This is a genomic window from Deinococcus sp. (assembly GCF_018260555.1).
Classification (GTDB): domain Bacteria; phylum Deinococcota; class Deinococci; order Deinococcales; family Deinococcaceae; genus Deinococcus.
In genome coordinates this window covers 62057-81873 of sequence record NZ_JAGLBB010000001.1, presented here as the reverse complement: position 1 = coordinate 81873, position 19817 = coordinate 62057, and the positions used below count along the sequence as shown (strand labels likewise).

Genomic DNA, 19817 nt, shown 5'->3' with positions numbered 1-19817 from the left:
ACCAGCATGACGACCAACACCGAAATCGAAATCAGCAAGAGTGTCCTGACCGACATCGCCGCCACGACCCTGGACGGCATCGAGGGCGCCGAGATCGCCGCGGCCAGCCTGAAAGTCGGAGAGGTACTGCGCAACCAGAATCCCGGACGCAAGGCCCGCGCGCTGCGCGTCACCCGCGAAGGCAACGACGTGACCATCGAAGTCGGCCTGAACGTCGAATTTGGGCGCAACCTGCTGGCCCTCAGTAAAAAAGCGCAGCAGGCCGTGCGTGAGAACATCGAACTGATGACCGGCCTGAAAGTCCGCGCCGTGAACGTCACCGTGCAGAACGTCTGCGTACCCAAGGGCAGCGGCGCATGACGCGCCGCCGTGAGAAGGCTGCCGCGCCCGTCGGTACGCGCCGCGCCGCCCGCGAATTTGCGTTCCGGGTGCTGTTCGAGGCGGATCGGGGTGACCTGCCCATACAGAGCGTCTTTAACCGCGCCGAGAACGCCATGCGCGCCGGGGACGACACCTTCCCGGTGCTCAGCGAGGAGGCGCTGGTGTTCGCGCAACAACTCGTGAGCGGCATCAGCGCCGCCCGCCCAGACATCGACGCGACCCTGCGCCGCACCATCCGCGGCTGGAGTTTCGACCAGATGGCGCAGACCGACCTGAACATCCTGCGACTGGCGACCTTCGAGATGACCGGCACGGACGAACCCCACCCGCCCATCATCGAGAGCGCCGTGCGCATCGCCCGGAAGTTCGGCGGTGACGACTCCGGCCGCTTCGTGAACGGCGTGCTCGCCGGGCTGAGCCGGGCGCTGCCCCGCCCGGAAACCCCGGCGGCGCCCGCCCCGCAACGCGAGGTGTTCGAACAAACCCCCCCGCCCGCTGCCGGTTCCGAAGCCCAAGCGCCCCACCCCGCCGCGCCCAGCACGCCCGGCGAACCCGAGTGACCACGGACCGGGCCGCCGCCCGGAACCTGGGCGGCCCACTGGCAGCCGCCGCGCTGCTGAGCGCCGCAACCCGGCTGGCTGCCACCCTGCCCGTCACGCCGTCTGTCGCCTTTATCCGCGTTGGCGACGACCCCGCCAGTGAAAGTTACGTGCGTGGGAAGGCCAGGAAAGCCGCTGAACTTGGACTGCGCAGCCACGTGCACGCCCTGCCGGCCGACACCACCCAGGCAGACCTGCACGCCCTGATCGGCACCCTGAACGCCGATACCGGCGTGCACGGCGTGCTGCTGCAACTTCCGCTGCCCGCCCACCTGAACGCCGACGCCGCCCTGGCCTGCATCGACCCGCGCAAGGACGTGGACGGCCTGCACCCGGTCAACGCCGGTCTGCTGTGGCAGGGACAGCCGGGCCTGCGCCCCTGCACACCCACCGGGGTGATGGCCCTGCTGGACCACTACGGGCTGCCGGTGGCCGGGCAGCACGCCGTGATCGTGGGCCGCAGCGCCCTGGTGGGGCGGCCCCTGGCGGGCCTCCTGCTGAACGCCGACGCGACAGTGACCGTCGCCCACCGCGCCACGCCGGATCTGGGGGCCGTGACCGGCCGCGCGGACCTGCTGATCGTCGCGGCCGGGCAGGCCCACCTGATCACGCCGGACATGGTGCGCCCTGGCGCGACCGTCATCGACGTGGGCATCAACCGCGTGCCCACCGACACCGGCAAGGCCCGCCTGACCGGCGACGTGCACCCGGACGTGGCCGCCGTGGCCGGGGCGCTGACGCCCGTGCCGGGTGGGGTCGGCCCCATGACGGTCGCGCAACTGATGATGAACACCGTCCTGGCCGCCCAGAACCAGGCCGCCCACAAACAGGTAGCCCCGCGCCACACAGCGCCCAGTGCTGCCATCCAGTCGAACGGAGCGAGTGGTGAACTCCTTCGCTGAGCTGATCGGCAACCGCTGGTTGTGGGTCGCGGTGCTCAGCAGCACCGGCGCGCAGGTCATGAAAGTTCTGCTGATCCTGCTGCTCGAACGCCGCTGGCACCCCGGCGCATTCATGGAGACCGGCGGCATGCCCAGCAGTCACAGCGCCATGGTGGCCGCCCTGACCACCAGCGTGGGCATCACCGAGGGCGTGGGCAGCCCCCTGTTCGCCGCGAGCGCCGTATTCGCCCTGATCGTCATGTACGACGCCACTGGCGTGCGCCACAGCAGCGGCCAGCAGGCCCGCCTCCTGAACGAACTGGTCGCGGAACTGCGCGCCGTGGTCCGCGAGGGCTTCGCGCCGCTGCCCCTGCGCGTCCTGCTAGGCCATACCTACCTGGAAGTGCTGATCGGTACCCTGATCGGCGTTGCCGCCGGATTCATGGCCTTCGGAGCCCAGCGCGGCTGAGAAGAACTCCGGATGAATGGAATGCCAAACCCGTGGATTGCGCGCCCGGAGTCAGTGACCCGTTGCCAGGACGGGTCGTGAATGTAGCGACAGGAATCCCTTTGACCTGTGAAGCCGTTACACGGCGTGGATACGCAGGGTGCTGTCCAGCAGGGCGTCGAGTCGCTCACGCGTGAAGGGCCGTTTGCCTTCCAGTAGCGTGCCGCCGCTTCCGGCGTGCAGGTGCCAGTGCTTGCTGCCCCCCATCAGGCGCAATGACACGCCTTTCAGGTCCACATGGCGTGGGCTGACGGCGGCAATCAGCAGTGGCTGCCCGCCCGCGCCGACACTGACGCTCATGACGGTGGTGGGCAGGTCGTAGGGACGTTCCATGCGGTAGATGTAGTCCGGGAAGTCCGCGACCTTCTCGAACGACAGGGCGCGCGCCGCCGCGCTGCTCTCCAGCCAGCCCAGAAGCGTGACCCACTGGGTATACAGCGCCGAATCATCTGCATGTGACATGTGCCACGAGCATACCCCACGCCGCTCCCGCCCGGTCACGGCGGCCGGTCCCGTGCGTCTGTCCCGTGCGTCCGTCCTCGTGGATAGCCTCGCGCACTATCGCCACGGTGTTCTCTCTGGAGTGCAGGAGGCGTGGGCCATGATGTGGCGCCCGCGCTCCCCGGAGGGTCCGTGTCCGGCACTGCGGGTGTGCGTGGCTTCGCCAAAAAGCTGTCTGGGACGACCCGGGTAGCACTCGGCTTTGTACATCTGTGCGGCCAGCTCATGCCCGCTGAGCCAGCGTTGCCTGCTCACTGTGTGCCACACGCTGAAGGGTCTGCCCCGGCCCGTTTGGGTGGTGGCTTGCATTCATGCGGTCTACATGTAACACTGCGCATGTCTAAAACAGTTTCACACGCAAGCTCAGGTGGTTTCGCACCTGACGTTTGCGGGTCCGCTCAGACGGATGTGGGGTGAGTTCTGCCCTGCCCGCCCTGTCCCTGCCCATTTCTGAGTCTTCGCCGTCCGTGTGCCCCCTGCACGGCGCGGGGACGGCCCCTGCCCGGAGGTTCACACCGTTGCTGAAACCCGTCTCCAGCACCCGGGTCGTTGATCTGGTCCGTGATCGCCTGCGGACCGCGATCCTGTCCGGTGACCTCGCCCCCGGCACCCGCCTGAGCGTCCCGGAACTCGCCCGGCAACTGGAAGTCTCACGCTCACCCGTTCGCGAGGCGGTGCTGCTCCTGGTGGGGGAGGGACTGGCCGTCGAACACACCCGCCGGGGCGTGGAAGTCGCCCGCCTGGACCTGACCGGCCTGCTGGAGCTCTACGAACTGCGCGCCGAACTGGACGCCCTGGCTGCCCGGCTGGCGGCCGAGCGCATGACCGCCGCCGACTTGGCCGCGCTGCGCGGCGTGCTCGACGCACAGGGCGCCGCGGCCCTCGGGGACCGCCGGTGCTTCCTGGACCTCGACGCCCGCTTTCACCAGATCATCGTGCAGACCTGCGCGAACAGCCGTGTCATCCGGCACGGTGAACAGCTGCTGCGCGAGATGCGACTGGGCCGGAGACTGCTGCTCAACGAGACCTGGCACCTGAAACTCAGTCACGAGGAACACCGCGTCATCGAACGCGCCCTGCGGCAACGCGACGGACCCGCCGCCGAAACCGCCATGCGCGCCCACCTCACCCGCGTCGCCGGGGCCGTCCGGCAACACCACGCCTGACCCGCCCGCCCCTCACACCCCGCACAAGGAGACCCACCATGCGCCACACCGCCACCCTGACCGCGCTTGTCCTGCTGACCGCCAGTGTCAGCGCCCAGGCCCAGAGCACCATCAAGATCGGCGCGATCACCAGCGTCACCGGCCGCTTCGCCGAATTCGGCAAGATGCAACTCGCGGGCTTTAAAGTCGGCGTGGCCGAAGTCAACCGCAAAGGCGGCGTCCTGGGCAAGAAACTCGAACTCGTCATCGAGGACAACGCCAGCGACGTGAACAAGGGACTGGCCGGCGCCGAACGGCTCGTGAACGCCGGGGTGCCCATCGTGATCAACGAGTACTCCAGCTCGCTGGTCAAGGCGCAGGCGCAGTACCTCGCGCGCCAGAAGGTGCCGAACCTCGTCGTGGCCAGCAGCGGCGACGACATCACCAAACCCGGCAGCGACTACATCTTCCGCCTGAACCAGCCGGCCACCGAGTACGCCCGCGTGATCCTGAACATCTTCCGCGATAACAAGTTCAAGAGCATGGCCATCATCGCAGGCACCGGAGCCTTCGAGAAGAGCGTGGCCGACGCCGCGCAGACCATCGCCAAGGAGTACGGCATCCAGGTCATGGACGACCAGCGCTACGACAAGGGCCTGACCGATTTCCGTCCCGTCCTGAACCGCATCAAGGCCAAGAACCCGGACGGCATCCTGATGGTCTCCTACGCCGAGGACAGCGTCGCCCTGATGCGTCAGGCGCGAGAGGTGGGTGTCAAGCCCCGTCTGTTCGCGGGCGGCGCGGCCGGGTTCGCCCTGCCGGACTTCGTGAAGGACGCCGGGACCGCCGCCGAGAACGTCGTGACCGCCACCGCCTGGATTCCGCAGCTGCGCTACCCCGGCACGCAGAAACTGAACGTGGAACTCAAGGCCGCCCTGGGCGGCGCGGACCCCAGCTACCACGCCGCGCAGGCCTATGCGGGCGTGCTGGTCGCCGCCGAGGCCGTGCGCCGGGCAGGTAGCGCCGACCGCGAAAAGGTCAAGACTGCCCTGAACGCCCTGACCATGCAGACCGCCTACGGCCCCATCGTCTTCAAGGACTACGACGGATTCCGCAACCAGAACCCGCTCGCCATGATCGCGCAGCAGGTGCAGGGCGGCGCGTTCGTGCCCGTGTACCCCAAGACCGTGATTCCCAAGGCCATCAAGTTCGAGCGCTGAGTGACCCCGTTCCGGGCGGACCTCACCTGACCGTCCGCCCCGGCACGCCCCGCCCCCCTTCCGGCCGACCCAGTTGCCCCCCCTACTTCACGGAGGATTTCACCATGACCAGAACCGTTTCCCGTTCCCTGCTGTCCCTCGCCGCTGCCCTGAGCCTCGCCTCGTCTGCCAGTGCGCAGGGGACCCTCAAAATCGGGGCTGTGACCAGCCTTTCGGGCCGGTTCGCCACCTTCGGGCAGATGCAGCAGGCGGGGTTCCGGGTGGCCATCGAAGAGCTGAATGCCAAGGGCGGCGTGAACGGGCAGAAACTTGAACTGCTGCTGGAAGACGACGCCAGCGACACCAACAAAGCCCTGACCGCCGCCGAGAAACTCGTGAACCAGAAGGTGCCGGTCGTGATCGGCGCGTACGCCAGCGGGATCACCAAACCGCTCTCGCAGTACATGTCGCGCGCGAAAGTGCCGCTGATCGTGGCGACCGCCGTCGATGAGACCATCACCAAACCCGGCAACGCGTACACCTTCCGCGTGAACAACCAGTCCAGCGTGTACACCCGCTCCCTGATCGACCAGCTGCGCAAACTGGCCGGCCTGAAAACGGCGGTCGTGCTGACCAGCAACGACGCTTTCGGCAAAAGCGTCATGACCGACGTGACCAAACTGCTGCCCGCCGCGGGGTACACGCTGCTCGGCAAGGACACGTACGACCAGGGCCTGACCGACTTCCGGCCCATCCTGAACCGCTACAAGGCTCAGAACCCGGACGTGGTGATCTTCGCCAGTTACGAGCAGGACGCCGTCGCCCTGACCAAGCAGGTCAAGGAGGTCGGCCTGAACCCGCGCGTCATGGCGGGCATCGCCACGGGCTTCGCCCTGCCCGACTTCCTGAAAGGCTCCGCTGACGCGGGCGAGAACTTCCTGGTGACCATGGTCTGGAACCAGGACGTGCGCTACCCCGGCGCACAGAACCTGTACACCCGCCTGAAAAAAGCCCTGGGCGGCGAGGAACCCAGCCAGCACGCCGCGCAGAGTTACGCCGCCATGCTCGCCGCGGCCGACGCCGTGCGCCGCGCTGGCAGCGCCGACCCCGAGAAGGTCCGCGCGGCCCTGACCACCACCAACCTGAGCACCGCCTTCGGGCCCGTCACGTTCCGCACGTACGGCGGGTATCAGAACCAGAACAGCGTGGTGGGCCTGATTACCCAGGTGCAGAAGGGCAAGTTCGTGACCGTGTTCCCCGCCAGCGCGTCACGCGGGAAGATCATCCTGCGCCGCTGACCGGCGCTCTTCCGCCTGACCCACGGCCCGGCCGGTTGCCCGGCTCCGATGACCCTCTTTCACTCACCCCAGCGAATATTGCGCCCCTACCGCGGCCCCCTCAGGAGACTTCATGGATTCAGCCCAACTCACCGCCTTCACTCAGACACTGGCGCAGGGCCTGCTGACAGGCGGCCTGTACGCCCTGATCGGCACCGGCCTGAGCCTCATCTTTGGCGTGATGAAAGTCATCAACTTCGCGCACGGGGACTTCCTGGCCATCGGGATGTTCATCACACTGGCCCTGTTCCGCGCGTTCCACCTCGACCCGTACCTGAGCCTGCTCGTGGCCGCGCCCGTGGGCTTCGCCCTGGGGTACGCCATTCAACGGTTCGTGCTGGCCCGCCTGGGCGACCGGCTCAGTGAGGCCAGCATGCTCGCCACGCTGGGCCTGGGACTGATCATCAGTAACACGCTGCTGCTGACCTTCGGGGCGCAGCCGCAGAACATCAACGTGCCGTACGCCATCCAGACCGTGCAGCTGGGCGGCGTGCAGCTGAGCATTCCGCTGATCGTGGCGGGCCTGGGGACGCTGGCCAGCATCGGCGGCCTGAATTACCTGCTGTACCGCACGGAACTGGGCCGCGCCATCCGCGCCACCGCGCAGAACCCGCTGGGCGCCGAGTTGCAGGGCGTGAAGACCACCAACATTCAGGCCATCGTGTTCGGGCTGGGTGTGGCCTTCGCCGCCATTGCCGGGGTGCTGCTGATGCCCCTGCTGTACGCGTTCCCCACCGTCGGTGAAAACTACACCACCAAGGCGTTCATCGTGACCGTCCTGGGCGGCCTGGGTAACCTGCCGGGCGCCGTCGTGGGCGGCCTGGTCCTGGGCGGCATCGAGTCGCTTGGCGCTTTCTACATCAGCAACAACTACCGCGATGCGTACGGCCTCGTGGCCTTCTTGCTGGTGCTGCTGCTCAAACCTGAGGGACTGTTCGGCAAGACGGTGAAACGCGTATGACCGCGTCCGTCACCCCCGCGCGCCCGCGCGCCCTGACCTTCGGGAACGTATGGATCAGCCTGGCCCTGATCGCCGTGATGGCCGTCTACCCGCTGCTGTTCGGGAAGTCCATGAACTTCGGTGTGAGTACCCTCATCTTTGCTGGGCTCGCCATGAGCTGGAACCTGCTGGGCGGCTGGGCCGGACAGACCAGCCTCGGTCACGCCGCGCTGCTGGGCATCGGCGCGTACACCATGACCATCCTGGCCACGCCGGAACGCGTCCCCGCCTTCCTGGGCGGCCCGCTCGCCCCGTGGTGGGGGGCCCTGATCGGCATGGCCCTGGCCGCGCTGCTGGCCCTGGTGTGGGGCAGCCTGACCTTCCGCCTGCGCGGGAGTTACTTCACGCTGTCCACCATTGCCGTCGCCCTGGTCATCCGCCTCGTGGCAATCAACTCGGACTGGACGGGCGGCAGCGAGGGCCTGTTCATGCCGGAACTGCCCCGCTTCCTGGGCCTGGACCTGTTCGACCGCCAGGCCGAGTACTGGCTGGCCTTCGCGTTCGTGATTCTCACGCTGATCATCACGCACGCCGTGCGCCGCAGCCGCCTCGGGTACGCCCTTCAGGCCGTGCGTGAGGACGAGGACGGCGCGCGCGCCCTGGGCATCGATCCCACCCGCATGAAAGTCATCGCGTTCGTGATCAGCGCCGTCCTGACCGCGCTGGGCGGCTCACTGTACGCCATCTACCTTCAGGCGTTCGAGCCGCACACCCTGCTGGAACTCCCGATCAGCGTCCAGATCGCCCTGATGGCCATCATCGGCGGGCGCGGCAGTATCCAGGGCCCCGCCATCGGCGCGATCCTGCTGGCCGTGTTCGGCGAGGTGTTCCGCACGGTGTTCGCCAACGCCAACCTCCTGATCTACGGCGTGCTGATCCTGGCCGTCACGCTGTACGCGCCGGACGGCATCACGGGCCTGTTCACACGCGGCGGCCGCAAACTGGGGACGGCGCGGTGACCCTGCCTTCCCTGACCCCCCTGACCAGTGAGCCTGTGCACGCGCCGTCCGGTCCGCCCCTGCTGGAAGCCAGTGGCATTACCGTACGCTTCGGCGGGGTGACGGCCGTGAAGAACATCTCGCTGGCCGTGCGCCCCGGCGAAATTCTGGGCCTGATCGGTCCGAACGGCGCGGGCAAGACCACCCTGTTCAACGCCCTGACCGGCTTCGTGCGCGCCAGTGAAGGCCGAGTCACCTTCGACGGGCGGGACATCACGCACGCCCAGCCGCAGGTCCGCGCCAAGATGGGCATGGCCCGCACCTTCCAGGTCGAGCGTCCCTTCGAGGACCTCAGCGTGCTGGAAAACGTGCTGGTCGCCGCGTTCCTGAAACACCGGGGCCGCGCCGCCGAGAACCACGCCTACGACGTCCTGGAGCGCGTGGGCCTCGCCGACCGCGCCGCGCAGCCCGCCTCGCAGCTGAACCTCGCGCGCCGCCGCCGCCTCGAACTCGCCAAGGCGCTGGCCCTCGAACCACGCGTGCTGTTCCTGGACGAGAGCATCGCGGGCCTCAACCCACCCGGACAGCAGGAGATGGTCGCCCTGATCCGCACCCTGGCCCAATCTGGGCTGGGCATCGTGATGGTCGAGCACATCATGCACGTGATCATGAGCCTCTCCGACCACGTGATCTGCATGGCGTTCGGAGAACTGCTCGCCGAGGGCGACCCGCACGACGTGGCCGCGCACCCCGACGTGATCCGCGCCTACCTGGGAGACGACCATGATTGAGGTTGATAGAAGATGGTTGACAGTTGATGGAGTGCCGCGTGGCCCGGCTGGGGGTGTTCTGTGACTACTGCGCCCCCCCAGCGCCCGGGCTTCGTGGCGGGCGAGCGCGTGCTGGACGTGCGTGACCTGGAAGTCGCGTACGGCGAGGTGCAGGTCGTGTTCGGCGTGTCCCTGCACGTGGACAAGGGCGAACTCGTCGGGCTGGTCGGCGGGAACGGCAGCGGCAAGAGCACCATCCTGCGTGTCGTGTCCGGCATGCTGCGCGCCCGCGCCGGAGCAGCCGAATACCGCGGGCAGAACCTGAACGGCGTGCCCCCCCACCGCATCACCGAGATGAAGGTCGCGCACGTGCCCATGGGCCGGCAGCTGTTCGGGCAGATGACCGTCGAGGAGAACCTGCTGATGGGAGCGTACCTGCCCCGCACCAAGGCGAACCGCGCTGCGAACCTTCAGAAGGTCTACGATTTCTTCCCGCGCCTGACCGAGAAACGCCTGTCCCCGGCCGCCGCCCTGTCCGGCGGTGAGCAGCAGATGGTCGCCATCGGCCGCGCCCTGATGAGCGAACCCGAGGTGCTGCTGATGGACGAACCCAGCCTGGGCCTCGCGCCACTGGTCGTCTCGGAAGTCATGCGCGTGATCGGCAGCCTGCGCGAACTGGGCCTGACCGTGCTGCTGGTCGAACAGAACGTCCGGCAGGTCCTGAAAGTCACGGACCGCACGTACGTCCTGGAACTCGGCAAGCTCGTCAAGGAAGGCCGCAGCGCCGACCTGATGGGCGACCCGGACATCATCAAGGCGTACCTGGGCGTGTAATACGGACTGCCGCTCCACTGCGCCGCAGTCGGAAAAGCGCCGCCTGTGGCTCCATGCCGCGAAGGGGCGTCTGCCCTTCCTGCTCGCGTCCGCTCGGCTTGACCCGGGACTGGACCGAATCAATCGAAATCCCTATAACCGTACACAGGGGGGAGGCGGCCGGCCAGGTGTCGGCCGCCTCCCTGTGTACGACGGGTATTCCAGTCCGTATGACCCCCGGAGCCTCCCACCCGGAACGCTCCTTCCTGACCCGCGCGCAGGCGGGCGCGTACACTGGGCGGCATGAACCGTCGTCAGACCGTCAGCGTGAACGTCGGAGGCGTCATGGTGGGCAGTGCCCACCCGGTCGTCGTGCAGTCCATGACGAACACCGACACCGCCAACGCCGAAGCTACCGCCATTCAGGTCGCCCAGCTGGCCCGCGCGGGCAGTGAGATCGTGCGCGTCACCGTCAACACCCGCGAGGCCGCCGCCGCCATTCCCGACATCGTCGCCCGCCTTCAGGAGGTCGGGATCGAGGTCCCCATCGTCGGGGACTTTCATTACAACGGTCACATCCTGCTGCGCGAATTCCCGGAAACGGCGCGCCTGCTCGCCAAGTACCGCATCAACCCCGGCAATGTCGGCGCCGGGCAGCACCACGACGCGAATTTTGCCACCATGATTGAGGTGGCCAGAGAATTCGCTAAACCCGTGCGGATCGGCGTGAACTGGGGCAGCCTCGACCAGCAGGTCCTGGCCCGCCTGATGGACGAGAACACCGCCGCCGGTTCCCCCAGATCCGGTACGGACGTCATGATCGACGCGATGGTCGTCTCCGCGCTGGAAAGTGCCCGCTACGCCGAATCGCTGGGGCTGGCGCACGACCGCATCCTCATCAGCGTGAAGGTCAGCAGCGCCCCGGAACTCTGGCAGGTGTACCGGCAGCTGGCCGCGCTGTGCGACTACCCCCTGCACCTCGGTCTGACTGAGGCGGGCATGGGTATGAAGGGCATCGTTGCCAGCAGCGCCGCCCTTGCGCCCCTCCTGATCGACGGCATCGGGGACACCATCCGTGTCAGCCTCACCCCGGAGCCCGGCGCGAGCCGCAAACTGGAGGTCGAGGTCGCCCAGCAGATCCTCCAGAGCCTCGGTATCCGCCAGTTCCTTCCGCAGGTCACCTCCTGCCCCGGCTGCGGGCGCACCACGAGTAGCTTCTTTCAGGAACTCGCGCAGAAAATCCAGGATTACATCCGCGACACCATGCCCGACTGGAAAGCGAGGTACCCCGGCGTGGAGGACATGCAGGTGGCCGTTATGGGCTGCGTCGTGAACGGCCCCGGCGAGAGCAAGCACGCCAACATCGGCATTTCGCTGCCCGGCACTGGCGAGGACCCGCGCGCGCCCGTCTACCAGGACGGCCAGCTCCTGACCACCCTGCGCGGCCCCCGCATCGCCGAGGATTTTCAGGAACTGATGGAGAAGTACGTCGAGCAGCGGTACGGCCGCGCCGAGGTGAGTGTATGAGCGCCTGGGGCACCGGACCCTTCGAGAACGAGGCCGCCGCCGGGTACGCCTACGAGGTCGTGCAGGACGGCCCCTTCGCGCTCGCCGAAGCCTTCGATGTCGCCCTGGACCCCGACCACGAGGACCTGGCGGCCGAGGAAGGCCACCGCGCCGTCGCCGCCGCCGAGACCCTGGCCGCCGTCCTGACCGGCGACACCAGCGCCCTGACCGACGCCGCCCTGCGCGACTGGGTGCAGGGCGCCGACCCGACAGAACTGGCCCACCTGCGAGGGCACGCCCTGGAAGCTCTGGACCGCGTGACTGGCCCCGGCAGCGAACTCGCGGGGCTGTGGGAGGACAGCGAGGATGCCGATGCGTGGCAGCGGGACATCCTGCGCCTGCGCGCCGCCCTGATCTGAATGTGCAACTGGGCGCGCTGGAGAGGACGCAGGCACACACCAGACGGCCGCTGACAACGTTCACGGACGCTGCGCATTCAGGAGCGACCGAGCCTATCCCACATCCGGCGCGGCGAGGGGGAGCGAAACGAGTGGGAGTAACAGGGTTCCGGGCGTGGAGTTGACAACCTGGCGACGTTCTGGGTTGTCGGTGAAGCAGACGGAATCCGTACCAATACCGCTCAGGTTCCGGATTCCACCGCGCCACTCTGCCGCTCGTAACGCCGGGTGAGCATCAGGTGGCCACGCTGCATGCCCAGGCCCTCGTAAAACCCGACGAGGTTGTCGTCGCAGCCCAGGTCCACGGCGTACAGGTGCCGCAGTTCGGCCTGCATGCGGGTCATCAGGGCGCGGCCCACGCCCTGGCCCTGCCACGCGGGCAGGACTTCCAGCAGCGGAATATACGCGGTCAGCACGCCGTCGCTGACAGCCTGTACGAAGCCGATGACCTGCCCATCGTGGACGGCCACCACGACGCGGTACGACCCGCGCAGCAGACGCAGGAACGTATCAGAACTGGGAGGATTCGGCCAGTCCACAAAGATGCCCTGCAACTGCCCCGGTGTGACGCCGTCCAGGGAGGTGTGCAGCGTGTAGGGGGGTTCGGTGGTCACCTGCCCAGTTTGCCAGAGGACAGTCGGCAGGGTGGCGGTGGGGGTTCAGGGCGGTTAGGCGTTCAGGCGCACGGCGGCCACGCTGGCCAGCATCCGGAACGTCTGGAACAGGTGAAAGGCGTTGCCGCTTTCCCAGCCGACGGTCACGGCGTCGATGCGCGTGATGCCGGGCACACGCTCGCAGGCGTCCGCGCGGGCCTGATGATCGAAACTCAGTTGCGCGGTCGCCGGGAAGCGCGTGCCGTACGGCTGGGGCGGCGAGTGCAGCGCCTGCGTCACGGCCCGGAACGCGCCGTCGCGGATGCGCCGCTGCGCCTCGCGCGGGTGCAGGTGCGTCGCCGCGAAACTGCTCAGGCCCTCCTTGACCGCGACCGTGACCACACCCCCTCCCAGTTCCGCCGTGATTTCCGTCATGGCCACGTCGTCCCCGCACGCGAACAGGACCGGCACGCCGTAATGCCCGGCCAGCAGGGCGTTCAGGCCGTACTCGCCGGTACTCGCGCCGTTCACGCGCACGTCGCGGATAAATCCGTTCCAGGTGTGCGCCAGCGGCCCGCGCACGCTCCCGGCCCGCGCGTGGTACCCCACGAACAGCAGGCCCAGCACGCCCGCCTCCTGAACGCCCTGCACCATGCTGAGCGGCTTGTCGTTCCCGCTGGTAAATCGCACCCTCTCCGGCAGCAGTTCCGGGATCAGGTTGCGCATGGTGTCGTGACTGTCGTTGACCAGCACGTCGGTCGCCCCGGCGTCCAGTGCGCCCTGCGCAGCGGCGGCGGCTTCCAGGGTCATGCGTTCGCGCGCCCGCTCGTACTCGCCTGCGTTCACCAGCCCGCCAAACTCCGGCGGACTGACCTGCACCCAGCTGGAGACGCCGGTGACGCCCTCCATGTCCACGCTGATCACGACACTGCGCGCGCCCGGTCTGTTCTGCTCGTCACTCATGGTGGTCAGGGTACCGTGACCCACGGCAGTGAAGGGCCCGCCGGACCATGTTAGCCTCATGTGTTATGAGCCGCGTTTCCCTGAAATCCGCCCGAGAGATCGATGCCATGCGCCGCGCCGGGGCGCTCGTCGCGGAAACGTTCCGCGTGCTGGAGCCGCACGTGACGCCCGGCGTCACGCTGAAAGAACTCGACACGCTGGCCGAGGAACACATCCGCCGCGCCGGGGCCACGCCCGCGTATCTGGGGTACGGCCCGAAGAACAACCCTTTCCCCGGCACCATCTGCGCCAGCGTGAACGAAGTCATCTGCCACGGCATTCCCGACGGGCGCGTCCTGCAGGGCGGCGACGTGGTTGGCGTGGACATCGGCGTTCTGATGAACGGCGTGTACGGCGACGCCTGCTACACGTACACGGTCGGGCAGGTCAGCGCCGAGGTGCAGAGCCTCGTGGACACCACCCGCGAGTGCCTGACCGCAGGGCTGGAGGTCATCCGCCCGAACGCCCGCACCGGCGACATCGGGCACGCCATCCAGACCCTCGCCGAGGCGCGCGGGTACGGTGTGGTCCGCGAGTACACCGGGCACGGCATCGGCAAACGCCTGCACGAGGAACCCACCATCTACCACTGGGGCGCACGCTACACCGGCCTGAAGCTCCAACCGGGCATGGTGTTCACGGTGGAACCCATGATCAACCTGGGCCGCCCCGAAACGCGCCTGCTCTCCGACGGCTGGACCGTCACCACCGCCGACGGGAAACCCAGCGCCCAGTTCGAGCACACCCTGGTCGTCACCGACCGAGGCTACGAGATCCTCACGCTGTAATCAGGTCTGTCGCGGCAAGTCCCCTTAAATGGCCCGCGTCACGGCGTCTGCCCGCCAGGCCCGAGCAGTTCGAGATTAAGGGAGCCGTGCGCTTCGGGGAGGGCGACCGGCAAGCCCTGCTGGGCCCGCACCGCGTCAACCTGACCGGAAGCGTCTCGCACCACATCAGGGCGCTGGATGTGCAATCCGAGAACCGCGACCTCACTCGCACGCGCAGATTCGCGCCGCTCAGGGTGTCACGTTCGAAGCCGCGCATCTTCGCTTGCTCACGCACTGGATGGGCGTAGAGGTCGAAGAACTGCCCGGCGTCCCCTGGGGACGCCGGGCATCCAGACTCGCGCCTTAGCTTTCCAGCGCCAGCCAGGTGCTCGGCCCGACGATCCCGTCCGCCGCCAGGGATTTGCTGGCCTGGAAGGTCTTTAGGGCGCTCTCAGTGGTGGGGCCGAATGCGCCGTCTGCCGTGACCGCGTAGCCGCGCGCCGCGAGCTGCCCCTGCGCCGCCTGCACGGCCGCGCCGCTGTCCCCACGGCGGACTGTGCGGATCAGGCGTTCCCAAGTGGCCGAACCGATCAGGCCGTCCGGCGTGAGGCCCACTCCCGACTGAAAGGCACTGACCGCGCTGGCCGTGCCGCTGCCGTAACTGCCGTCCGCCGTCAGGGTCTGCCCGGCGGCCATCAGGAGACGCTGCGCGCTGCGGACGCGTTCGCCAGTCATGCCGGTCCTCGTGGTGGGCCAGATGCGCAACTGCACGCCCAGCCGCGCCGCCACGTCTGCGCGCAGCTGCGGCAGTTTGGCGTACAGCACGTCACCGGGACAGGCGGTGCTATTGAAGTCCCGGTGCCCGTACAGTTCTGTGGCGGGAATGCCGTACTGCTGGCACAGCCAAGCGCACAGGCTGACGAGTGCGCCGTACTGACCGGCGGGCGGCGAGACCGTCATGTACGTCCCCTCGTTCTCGATGCCGACTGCCACGTCGTTCTGCCCGTCGCAGTGCGCGCCCTGCACGTGCTGCGCGCCGCCCTGCGCGGCCTCCAGGCTGCGGTGCCGGCCCTCCAGGACGAACCCGCCCCGGCTGACTGTGAACTGCTGCCCAGTGTCGATCCATCCGCGCGCGAAGTGACCCTGCTGGATGTTCCGGGCCAGGCTGAACGCCTGCGCCTGCGACAGATCACTGGTGTTCGCGCTGGCCGTGTGGTGCACCAGAATGCGGGTGGGCCGCGCCGCCAGCAGCACGATTGGAGCCTTGGCCGGTTGCGCCAGCCACGCCGCGCAGCCCGAGATACCCGGCGGTGTCACCGCCAGTGCATTCAGCCGTTCAGGCATCCGCGTCAGGGGTACGCCGCAGCTCGCCAGGGCAGCACTGGCGCTCGCCAGAAGTCCCAGGCGCAGGACGTCGCGCCGGTACAGGGCGTTCATCATTTCCTCCGGGGGGTGAAGGTTGAATCCGGGGAGCGCCACCGGGCCGGGTTGCACGCCGTATGGACCGCGTGGTCGGGTGCGCAGAAAACCGCGCTGATTGGCATGGACCTGCGGGTTTCCCCGGACGCGGCTTCGGGCGCCGGGCTCAACCGTGTCGCCATGGTCAGTTCCACGCGCAGTGGACGTGGTTTTTGTGCCCGCCTGTCGGGTCATGGTACGCGTCGAAGGTCTGCGTGGAATCGCTGCCTGCCGCGATGCAGGCGTTCCGCGCCGCCGTGTGGGAGCTGTTGGGGCTGCTGAGACTCACGCCGTTCCAGATGCCGATGTCGAACGCCAGGCCCGCGTAGTGATCCGAGTACGTGGAGTGCACGCCGCCCGTGATGGACGTGACGTAAAAGCTGTTGCTGCGCGCCAGGGTGTCCATGCCCTGCAACATGCTCTTTTTCAGGTACACGGTCAGGCCGCAGTTGGCGTTGCTGGCGCAGCCGCGCGTGGCGGCTTTCCCGGCAGCGGTGTCCAGCAGATTTTGCCGGGGATTGCCGTTGGTGGTGCTGCTGCTCGTGCTCAGCGTGACGCGGCTGGTGTTCAGGAGGCCCTGGGCGAGGCTGGCGGTGGTGCTCGACCCGCCGGTGCTGGCCCCGGTCACCAGGGCGTGCCAGGTGTTCTGTCCGACCACGCCATCTGCGCTCAGGCCGCGCTTGCCCTGGAAGTCCCGCACGGCACTGTCCGTCGCTGCGCCGAACGCTCCATCCACGGTCACGCCCGAGTACCCGTATCCGCTGCGCAACTGATCCTGCACGGCGCGCACGGCATTGTTGTTGTCTCCCTGCCGGACAGTCACGATCAGCTTCTCCCAGGTGTTGCCGCCCACAATGCCGTCTGCCGTCAGGCCGCTTGCGCTCTGGAAGGACCGCACGGCGCTATCCGTTCCGGTGCCGAACGCGCCGTCCGCGCTCAGGGTGTAATTGCGGTGGCGCAGCAGGTACTGCAGGGTGACTACGTCGCGGCCACTGTCGCCCTGGCGCAGGGCCTGCCACGTGAGTACGGACTGCGCGCTTAGCGTCGGGGCGGGCACCATCGAGGACGGAGTACTCGGCGCGGCGCAGCTTGCCAGAAGCGCCGTCAGAAGGAGGGGAAGAGGAAAACGCATGGATGAACCTCCGAAACACGCGTGGGGAAAGGGCCCCGGATGCCAGCCCGAGTGGGCACCCGCAGGAACGCCGCGCGACCTAAAAGGTAGCGCTTCCATTTCTCCCGCCGATACGAGGGTGGTACAGACCAGTCGGGTATACGCCACCGCTCCTCTTGCACCATGAGAGGGCAGCGGCGTCCGCTCAGCGGAAGTCCGGCCACTCAGCGTGCGGGACGCTCAAGCGCTCGCTCAGGCGGTGCCACAACGTGAGCAGGCGGCCGGCGCTGGCGTGTTCGGGCCGTAACGGGCCGTCCTTGCCCTGGCTCTAAGTACCTTGAAGCTCACATGGCGCCATGCCGGGAAAGCACCGGAACCTCTCCATTCCCGCTCCAACGTCCTTTCTTCTGCCACGCGCTCCGCGCGGTTTATCGACAGGATAAACGCAGTGTACTTAGAGAGATCGTTGCTCACGCAGCAGCCCCTCGGTCCGGGTTGCGTCCCCCGGCGCGCAGCAGGCGTCAGGTACAGGTAAATGTTGAGCGTGTCGGGTAGGGAGGCGGCGCAGATTTGTCCCAGCATCGTCCACCCCTGGGGCTGTTGTGCCGGTAAGGCAGGGCATTCCTGCGGCCAACTGCGTTCAGGGTTCCGCTGCCTGCCCGCGCGCCGCGTGACCCTGAAGACGGAGGGCCGGTCCCTGCCCCGATCACGCGGTTAAAATCCCCTGTATGAGTCTGATTCAGAGGTCCCGTCCATAACCGGCGTCGCGTTCAAGGGCAAGCGCGCGCGTGAACTGTCCGCCGACGCGGCGGTGAGCGTCGTGGACGTCTTCAAGAGCTTCAGGTCGCCGTCGGGCGGCGAGACGCGCGTGCTGGATGACATCGACCTGGATATCCGGCGCGGCGAGTTCTTCAGTCTGCTGGGCCCGTCGGGCTGCGGGAAGACGACCCTGCTGCGCATCCTGGCGGGGTTCGAGCAGCCGGATGCCGGGCAGGTCATCATCGGCGGTCAGGACATGACGGGCGTGCCGCCGCACCGGCGCAGCGTGAACACCGTGTTTCAGAGTTACGCGTTGTTCCCGCACCTGAGCGTGCAGGACAACGTGGCGTTCGGCCTGAAGATGAAGGGCGTGCCCGCCACGCAGGCCCGGCACCGGGTCTTGCAGGCCCTGGACCGCGTGCGCATCGCGGATTTCGCCGCGCGGCGCCCCGATCAACTGTCCGGCGGGCAGCGGCAGCGGGTGGCGCTGGCGCGCGCCATCGTGAACGAACCGCAGGTGCTGCTGCTTGACGAACCCCTGTCCGCGCTGGACCTGAAACTGCGCAAGGAGCTTCAGGTGGAACTCGCCAACCTGCAGGAGAGCCTGGGCATCACCTTCGTGTTCGTCACGCACGACCAGGAGGAAGCGCTGGTCATGAGTGACCGGATGGCCGTCATGAACCGCGGCCGCGTGGAGCAGCTCGGCCGGGCCGAGGACCTGTACGAGCGGCCCCGTACCGCGTTCGTGGCGAATTTCCTGGGCAGCAGCAACCTGATCGAGGGCACCGTCCTGGGCGTGGACGGTATAGGCGCCACCGTGCAGACCGTGCACGGCCCGCTGCGCACCACGCACGGCCACGGCCTGCGCACGGGTCAGAACGTCACGCTCTCCGTGCGGCCCGAGAAACTCAGGATGGAGCGCGACGACGAGACCGAAGGCAACGAGATCCGCGCGACCGTGGACGACATCGTGTACACCGGCGCCGAGAACCAGTACCTGCTGCGCGCCGGCGGCCAGCAGCTCGTGGTGTTCCAGTTGAACGCCGACATCGGCGCCGACGAGGACTTCGATTACGAGGAACAGGTCGCCCTGTACCTGCCGCCCGACAACCTCGTGGTTCTGGAAGAAGCATGACGGGGGTTGAAAGTAGAAAGGTGATGGTTGATACAGGTCCGATCCATCAACTATCAACCTTTAACCATTCCCCCACCGCAGGTGCCCCGTGCTGACGGTCCGGCGCTTCCTCGCCACGCTGGGGCCGGGCACGCTGTGGCTGGGCGTGTTCCTGATCGTGCCCGCGCTGGTGATGCTGGGGTACTCGTTCCTGACACGCACGGACCTCGCGCAGGTGGGCGGGCCGTGGACGGTGGAGAACTGGGAGCGGGTCTTCGGGTACGACGCGCTGTTCCAGGAGTGGACGGCCGACAACCTGCGCGTGTTGTGGCGCAGCGTGTGGGTGGCGGGCCTCAGCACGGCGCTATGCGTCCTGATGGGCTACCCGCTGGCGTTCTACATCGCCCGGCAGGGCGCGCGGCGCAAGAACCTGCTGCTGATCCTGTTGATCATTCCGTTCTGGACGAATTTCCTGATCCGCGTGTACGCCTGGATTCTGATCCTGCGGCCCTTTGATCTGGTGCCCAGCCTCACGGCCACGCTGCTGGGCATGGTGTACGCGTTCGTGCCGTTCTTCGTGCTGCCCGTGTACTCCAGCGTCGAGAAGATCGACTGGCGCCTGCTGGAGGCCGCGCAGGACCTCGGCGCCCCCCCCCTGCGGGCCTTCATGACCGCCGTGTTCCCGCAGACCCTGCCGGGCCTGATCGCGGGTGTCCTGCTGACCTTCATCCCGGCGCTGGGGACCTTCGTGGTCAGTGACATCCTGGGCGGCGCGAAGACCGCGCTCGTCGGGAACCTCATCCAGAACCAGTTCGGGCAGGCCGGCGACTGGCCGTACGGCAGCGCCCTGAGTTTCCTGCTCATGGGCGCCGTGCTGCTGGGCCTGTGGGCGTACGCCCGCACCGCCGGGCACAAGGGTCTGGAGGAACTCGTATGAGCGCGCTACGCGCACTGTTAAAGGTTGATGGTCGATGGTT

Annotated in this window: 22 protein-coding genes; 16 read left to right on the top strand and 6 right to left on the bottom strand. The window is 67.8% G+C overall.

Translation table 11 applies throughout. The features are described 5' to 3' along the window. Positions 1–6 precede the first annotated feature (6 nt). From QZ271_RS00375 to QZ271_RS00360, 4 genes are read left to right on the top strand one after another with little or no spacing between them, the layout of a single operon-like run. A complete protein-coding gene (locus tag QZ271_RS00375; RefSeq protein WP_291427918.1) occupies positions 7–360 on the top strand; it encodes an Asp23/Gls24 family envelope stress response protein in 354 nt (117 codons plus the stop codon). Beyond that, complete coding sequence (gene nusB, locus QZ271_RS00370) at positions 357–941, top strand: transcription antitermination factor NusB (protein ID WP_291427916.1); 585 nt, start codon at positions 357–359, stop codon at positions 939–941. Before QZ271_RS00375 ends, nusB begins: the two co-directional genes overlap by 4 nt. After that, entirely contained in the window at positions 938–1882 is a 945-nt protein-coding gene (locus tag QZ271_RS00365; protein WP_291427913.1) for a bifunctional 5,10-methylenetetrahydrofolate dehydrogenase/5,10-methenyltetrahydrofolate cyclohydrolase, read from the top strand. The genes nusB and QZ271_RS00365 overlap by 4 nt, the downstream gene beginning before the upstream one ends. Beyond that, positions 1866–2330, top strand: a complete 465-nt coding sequence (locus QZ271_RS00360) for a divergent PAP2 family protein (protein ID WP_291427911.1) — start codon at positions 1866–1868, stop codon at positions 2328–2330. The genes QZ271_RS00365 and QZ271_RS00360 overlap by 17 nt, the downstream gene beginning before the upstream one ends. 117 nt (positions 2331–2447) lie before the next feature. Here QZ271_RS00360 and QZ271_RS00355 read toward each other — a convergent pair whose 3' ends face one another. Next, positions 2448–2831, bottom strand: coding sequence for an NADH-quinone oxidoreductase subunit 15 (locus QZ271_RS00355; protein ID WP_291427909.1), 384 nt, complete (start codon positions 2829–2831; stop codon positions 2448–2450). A 557-nt stretch (positions 2832–3388) separates the two neighbouring features. On the opposite strand from QZ271_RS00355, the gene QZ271_RS00350 reads away from it, so the two are divergent. From QZ271_RS00350 to QZ271_RS00310, 9 genes are all read left to right on the top strand, one after another. Beyond that, positions 3389–4036, top strand: coding sequence for a GntR family transcriptional regulator (locus QZ271_RS00350; protein ID WP_291427907.1), 648 nt, complete (start codon positions 3389–3391; stop codon positions 4034–4036). Between the two features lie 38 nt (positions 4037–4074). After that, positions 4075–5235 carry an ABC transporter substrate-binding protein gene (locus QZ271_RS00345; protein WP_291427905.1) on the top strand — a complete coding sequence of 387 codons (1161 nt, stop codon included), beginning with the start codon at positions 4075–4077 and terminating at the stop codon, positions 5233–5235. A 104-nt stretch (positions 5236–5339) separates the two neighbouring features. Beyond that, positions 5340–6512, top strand: coding sequence for an ABC transporter substrate-binding protein (locus QZ271_RS00340; protein WP_291427904.1), 1173 nt, complete (start codon positions 5340–5342; stop codon positions 6510–6512). A gap of 112 nt (positions 6513–6624) precedes the next feature. Then, entirely contained in the window at positions 6625–7512 is an 888-nt protein-coding gene (locus QZ271_RS00335; RefSeq protein ID WP_291427902.1) for a branched-chain amino acid ABC transporter permease, read from the top strand. Continuing rightward, positions 7509–8510 carry a branched-chain amino acid ABC transporter permease gene (locus QZ271_RS00330; protein ID WP_291427900.1) on the top strand — a complete coding sequence of 334 codons (1002 nt, stop codon included), beginning with the start codon at positions 7509–7511 and terminating at the stop codon, positions 8508–8510. Before QZ271_RS00335 ends, QZ271_RS00330 begins: the two co-directional genes overlap by 4 nt. Continuing rightward, positions 8507–9280, top strand: a complete 774-nt coding sequence (locus QZ271_RS00325; RefSeq protein ID WP_291427899.1) for an ABC transporter ATP-binding protein — start codon at positions 8507–8509, stop codon at positions 9278–9280. Before QZ271_RS00330 ends, QZ271_RS00325 begins: the two co-directional genes overlap by 4 nt. 60 nt (positions 9281–9340) lie before the next feature. Further along, a complete protein-coding gene (locus QZ271_RS00320) occupies positions 9341–10093 on the top strand; it encodes an ABC transporter ATP-binding protein (protein ID WP_291427898.1) in 753 nt (250 codons plus the stop codon). A gap of 282 nt (positions 10094–10375) precedes the next feature. Continuing rightward, on the top strand, positions 10376–11599 hold the full coding sequence (ispG, locus tag QZ271_RS00315) for a flavodoxin-dependent (E)-4-hydroxy-3-methylbut-2-enyl-diphosphate synthase (protein WP_291427896.1): 1224 nt from the start codon (positions 10376–10378) through the stop codon (positions 11597–11599). Next, positions 11596–11997 (top strand): DUF4259 domain-containing protein, encoded by a 402-nt coding sequence (locus QZ271_RS00310; RefSeq protein WP_291427894.1) that lies wholly within the window; start codon positions 11596–11598, stop codon positions 11995–11997. Before ispG ends, QZ271_RS00310 begins: the two co-directional genes overlap by 4 nt. A 221-nt stretch (positions 11998–12218) precedes the next feature. On the opposite strand, the gene QZ271_RS00305 is transcribed toward QZ271_RS00310, so the two are convergent. Together QZ271_RS00305 and QZ271_RS00300 are read right to left on the bottom strand one after the other, a co-directional pair. Then, complete coding sequence (locus QZ271_RS00305) at positions 12219–12650, bottom strand: GNAT family N-acetyltransferase (protein ID WP_291427893.1); 432 nt, start codon at positions 12648–12650, stop codon at positions 12219–12221. A 54-nt stretch (positions 12651–12704) separates the two neighbouring features. Then, the gene (locus QZ271_RS00300; protein WP_291427891.1) at positions 12705–13592 is read right to left on the bottom strand and encodes a M55 family metallopeptidase; all 888 of its coding nucleotides are present in this window, start codon (positions 13590–13592) and stop codon (positions 12705–12707) included. Positions 13593–13657: 65 nt separating this feature from the next. Here QZ271_RS00300 and map point away from each other — a divergent pair, with 65 nt between their 5' ends. Further along, the gene (map, locus tag QZ271_RS00295; RefSeq protein ID WP_291427890.1) at positions 13658–14419 is read left to right on the top strand and encodes a type I methionyl aminopeptidase; all 762 of its coding nucleotides are present in this window, start codon (positions 13658–13660) and stop codon (positions 14417–14419) included. A 38-nt stretch (positions 14420–14457) separates the two neighbouring features. Here map and QZ271_RS00290 read toward each other — a convergent pair whose 3' ends face one another. From QZ271_RS00290 to QZ271_RS00280, 3 genes are all read right to left on the bottom strand, one after another. Then, positions 14458–14580: a hypothetical protein gene (locus QZ271_RS00290; RefSeq protein WP_291427888.1), complete on the bottom strand. Its 123-nt coding sequence runs from the start codon at positions 14578–14580 to the stop codon at positions 14458–14460. 181 nt (positions 14581–14761) lie between these two features. After that, positions 14762–15838 carry an N-acetylmuramoyl-L-alanine amidase gene (locus QZ271_RS00285; RefSeq protein WP_291427887.1) on the bottom strand — a complete coding sequence of 359 codons (1077 nt, stop codon included), beginning with the start codon at positions 15836–15838 and terminating at the stop codon, positions 14762–14764. Positions 15839–16001: 163 nt separating this feature from the next. Further along, on the bottom strand, positions 16002–16916 hold the full coding sequence (locus QZ271_RS00280) for a peptidoglycan-binding protein (protein WP_291427885.1): 915 nt from the start codon (positions 16914–16916) through the stop codon (positions 16002–16004). Between the two features lie 871 nt (positions 16917–17787). Between QZ271_RS00280 and QZ271_RS00275 the strand changes: the two genes are divergently transcribed. Then, positions 17788–18861 carry an ABC transporter ATP-binding protein gene (locus QZ271_RS00275; RefSeq protein WP_291427883.1) on the top strand — a complete coding sequence of 358 codons (1074 nt, stop codon included), beginning with the start codon at positions 17788–17790 and terminating at the stop codon, positions 18859–18861. Between the two features lie 88 nt (positions 18862–18949). Continuing rightward, positions 18950–19777 carry an ABC transporter permease gene (locus tag QZ271_RS00270; protein ID WP_291427881.1) on the top strand — a complete coding sequence of 276 codons (828 nt, stop codon included), beginning with the start codon at positions 18950–18952 and terminating at the stop codon, positions 19775–19777. Positions 19778–19817 lie beyond the last annotated feature (40 nt).